This window comes from Brevibacillus borstelensis, assembly GCF_037834415.1.
GTDB classification, from domain to species: domain Bacteria; phylum Bacillota; class Bacilli; order Brevibacillales; family Brevibacillaceae; genus Brevibacillus; species Brevibacillus borstelensis_A.
Genome location: NZ_JAUMSJ010000078.1, coordinates 1 through 3,245, shown reverse-complemented (window position 1 = coordinate 3,245; position 3,245 = coordinate 1). Strand labels below are relative to the sequence as shown.

5 protein-coding genes are annotated in these 3,245 nt (G+C 54.4%); all 5 read left to right on the top strand.

From position 1 onward, the window contains the following. The first annotated feature begins 211 nt into the window (after nucleotides 1-211). Nucleotides 212-361 carry a hypothetical protein gene (locus Q3F21_RS26955; protein WP_340259643.1) on the top strand — a complete coding sequence of 50 codons (150 nt, stop codon included), beginning with the start codon at nucleotides 212-214 and terminating at the stop codon, nucleotides 359-361. A gap of 154 nt (nucleotides 362-515) precedes the next feature. Further along, nucleotides 516-1,085 carry a uracil-DNA glycosylase gene (locus Q3F21_RS26950; protein ID WP_340259641.1) on the top strand — a complete coding sequence of 190 codons (570 nt, stop codon included), beginning with the start codon at nucleotides 516-518 and terminating at the stop codon, nucleotides 1,083-1,085. 224 nt (nucleotides 1,086-1,309) lie between these two features. Further along, nucleotides 1,310-1,624 (top strand): hypothetical protein, encoded by a 315-nt coding sequence (locus Q3F21_RS26945; RefSeq protein ID WP_340259639.1) that lies wholly within the window; start codon nucleotides 1,310-1,312, stop codon nucleotides 1,622-1,624. A gap of 24 nt (nucleotides 1,625-1,648) precedes the next feature. Beyond that, nucleotides 1,649-2,113 carry a peptidase U32 family protein gene (locus Q3F21_RS26940; protein ID WP_340259637.1) on the top strand — a complete coding sequence of 155 codons (465 nt, stop codon included), beginning with the start codon at nucleotides 1,649-1,651 and terminating at the stop codon, nucleotides 2,111-2,113. Nucleotides 2,114-2,132: 19 nt separating this feature from the next. Further along, the coding region (locus Q3F21_RS26935) for a peptidase U32 family protein (RefSeq protein WP_340259635.1) at nucleotides 2,133-3,245 on the top strand (1,113 nt) is incomplete at its 3' end.

Genomic DNA, 3,245 nt, shown 5'->3' with positions numbered 1-3,245 from the left:
GTCTGCCGAGGTGGATGCAAAGGAGGGACACGGTGATCTGGATGCCATGTTGCAGCAATATTTGAAAAAATACTGGAATGACTATGGCCACTAACATAGTAAGGAACAGTCTGGAGCCTTCGTGTCCCAGACGGTTTTTATAGGCCATATTGGTTTGAATTCCCTTTTCAAGTTGTCTTTCTGACTGGATACCGTAAAGGGTCTATTTGCGATGACGCTGCTTATTGCGTCTGTATTGACAGCCGCTGGAACGAACACGCCGGGAGACCACATCCGTTTGCCGTACAGCATCAAAACAAACCGGGAAGAAGTCGCCAAGCAAATGGCCGCTGATTATTATTACCGCATCAAGCTGAAGTAAGTGCGAATTTTTCCATCATATAGATCTATGCTAAAGAAGGAGCCCCTCAGGAGCTGCTTCTTCTTTGTAGGCGTTTGAAAATCCTTCCTCTATCCAATCCTATGCATAAGCAAAACGACAGAGCGATGGTGGAGGAAATTGCGATGCATCCGACATGCCCGGCCGCCCGGCCATTTGGCCTGAGGAGAAGCCGCCAAAAGGCGTCGAGAGCTGCATGGATTGCGGATTGTTCGAGCATGGCTCGCGTATAATTTGGGGCGAGGGGAATCCGCAAGCCCCGATTATGGTCGTGCTCGATAATCCGGGAGCAAGAGAAGACCAGCATGGAGACCCATTTGTGTGCGGCACAAGGGAAACGCTGCAAAAGGCGGCTCTAGAGGCGGGGCTAGGGGAAAGAGATGTCTACGTTACCTATGTATTGAAGCGCCGCCCGACCCGGGCCTATGACAAAGAGGGGGTGAGAGAAGCATGCATGCAGCACCTGCTTGTTCAATTGCAAAGCAAGTCGCCCCAGCTTGTCTTTTGTTTGGGAAATGTAGCCACCCAGGTATTTTTTGCAAACAGGGAAGCGGAGGTGAAAACGCTTCGTCAGCAGTGGCACTTCCCCCGGGAGGTCAAAACGGCAGTTTCGTACCATCCACTTGCTGTGCGCAGGCGTCCGAACCTTTGGATGTATTTTCTTGAAGATTGGAAGTTTCTTGTGTCCTCGTATAGACAAAGCTGAGTAAACAGCGAGCCCTGGCCATTCGATCGCCCATGCGGGATGGCCAGGGCTCTGCTTTTGCATACGCCCAGGCTTCGCCTGTTATGGCAGGGGAAGCACCATCCTGTCATGCGGGAAAATCAGAGATTTCATCGGAGAAAATGGGGGAACCCCCTGATTGTGAGGGGGGCGGCTCGGTCAATAAAATGGTTCTGTTGGCCTGTCTGAAAGAAAGGATGGTTCTGATGAATTTCCACACACCGGAGTTGGTTGTCTCCGCAGGCAGCCCGGAAGAAGCAGAGAAGCTGCTTGCAGCAGGGGCAGATGCCGTCACCGTCGGGGACGACCGGTATGCGCTGCGCGTGCCGGGAAATTTTTCCTTGGCGATGATCACTGACGTTGTCCGTAGCGCTCGCCAGCAAGGGAAAAAGGTATATGTCGCCCTGAATGCCCTGCTGCATCAAGAGGAATTGCAAGGGCTGGACGAGTACGTGAGGCAGCTGGCCCAAAATGAAGTGGACGCGGTGGTGTTCGGCGATCCGGGCTGTGCTGGCCCGTGAGCTGTCACTGGAGGAGGCATCGGCGTGAAACAGCAAAGCCAGATTCCGGTCCAGGTTCAGGTTCACGGCATGACCTGCATTTTTCATTCAAAGCGGCCGTTGGTCAGCAATTACTTGCACATGCTGGGAAGCGGGGACAGCAAGCAAGAGCGGCTGATGTTTTTGAAGGAAAATACGCGCGGCGGACAGCACTACCCCATTTTTGAGGATCGTAACGGCACACATGTCATGAGCCACGAAGATATATGCATACTGGAACACTTGGGAGCGTTGATCGAAAGCGGCATCGATTCATTCTACGTAGAGGCGCTGGGCAAACCGCTTGCCTACAATTTCCAGGTTGTCTCCGTCTATCGGCGGGCGATCGATTGCCTGGTGAAAAATCCGCAGGCGGCACTTGACCCTGTATTGCTGGAAGCGATCAAGGCGATTCAGCCGGCAGAACGTCCGCTTGGTACCGGCTTTTATTTCCGGGAGCAGATTTATTGAAGGGGGAGGGGAAATAGCGATGAAGACTCAAACCAGGACAAAAAAACCGGAACTGCTCGCTCCTGCCGGCAATCTGGAAAAATTGAAGTTCACCGTGCTGTACGGTGCGGATGCGGTATACATTGGCGGGCTGCAATACGGGCTGCGCGCCAAGGCCGGGAACTTCACGTTTGCGGACATGCGGGAGGGTGTGGCATTCGCCCACGAACGGGGAGCGAAGGTGTATGTGGCAGCGAACATCATGGCCCATAACGAAGACTTTGCGGGAATGGCCGACTACTTTCACATGCTGCAGCAGATCGGCATCGACGCTGTGATCGTGGCCGATCCGGCGATCGTCGATGTGTGCAGGGAAGCGGCACCTGGTCTGGAAATCCACATCAGCACGCAAGCGTCCATCACCAACTGGCAGGCGGTGCAATTTTGGGCGGATGAGGGGATTCCCCGAGTGGTGCTTGCCCGCGAGGTCTCGCTGCGGGAAATCCGCGAGATCAAACGGCATGTCGATATCGAGATCGAAGCGTTTGTGCACGGAGCCATGTGCATCTCCTACTCGGGACGGTGCGTGCTGTCCAACCACATGACGAACCGCGACGCCAATCGCGGCGGCTGTGCCCAGTCCTGCCGCTGGAAGTACGATCTGTTCGCGGAGGAAGAGGGCGACATGCATCCGTTATTTGCCGAGGGCGATGAGGTTTTTACGATGAGCTCCAAAGACTTGTGCATGCTGGAGCATATTCCGGAGATGATCGAAGCGGGAGTGGACTCGCTGAAAATTGAAGGGAGAATGAAAAGCATTCACTATGTCGCCACCGTCGTCAACGCGTACCGGCAGGTGATTGACGCCTACTGGGACAGCCCGGAAACGTTCGCGTTCAAACCGGAGTGGCGGGAAGAAATCATGAAAGCGGCCAACCGTCCGTTGACCACCGGCTTTTATTTTCACAAGCCTACGGAAGACGACCAGATCTTTGGCGTGCCGCCGAAAATGACCGCTTATGATTTTGCCGGACTGGTTCTTGCCTACAACGAAGAGACCGGCATTGCCACGATCGAACAGCGCAACCACTTTAGGCGAGGGCAAGAGGTTGAATTTATCGGGCCGGGACGGGAGAGGTTCATCCAGCGGATG

What these genes read in the sequence shown, in the direction of transcription:
- Q3F21_RS26950 (WP_340259641.1), top strand. Translation starts at nt 516, where the DNA reads ATGCCCGGCCGCCCGGCCATTTGGCCTGAGGAGAAGCCGCCAAAAGGC.
- Q3F21_RS26955 (WP_340259643.1), top strand. Translation starts at nt 212, where the DNA reads ATGACGCTGCTTATTGCGTCTGTATTGACAGCCGCTGGAACGAACACG.
- Q3F21_RS26945 (WP_340259639.1), top strand. Translation starts at nt 1,310, where the DNA reads ATGAATTTCCACACACCGGAGTTGGTTGTCTCCGCAGGCAGCCCGGAA.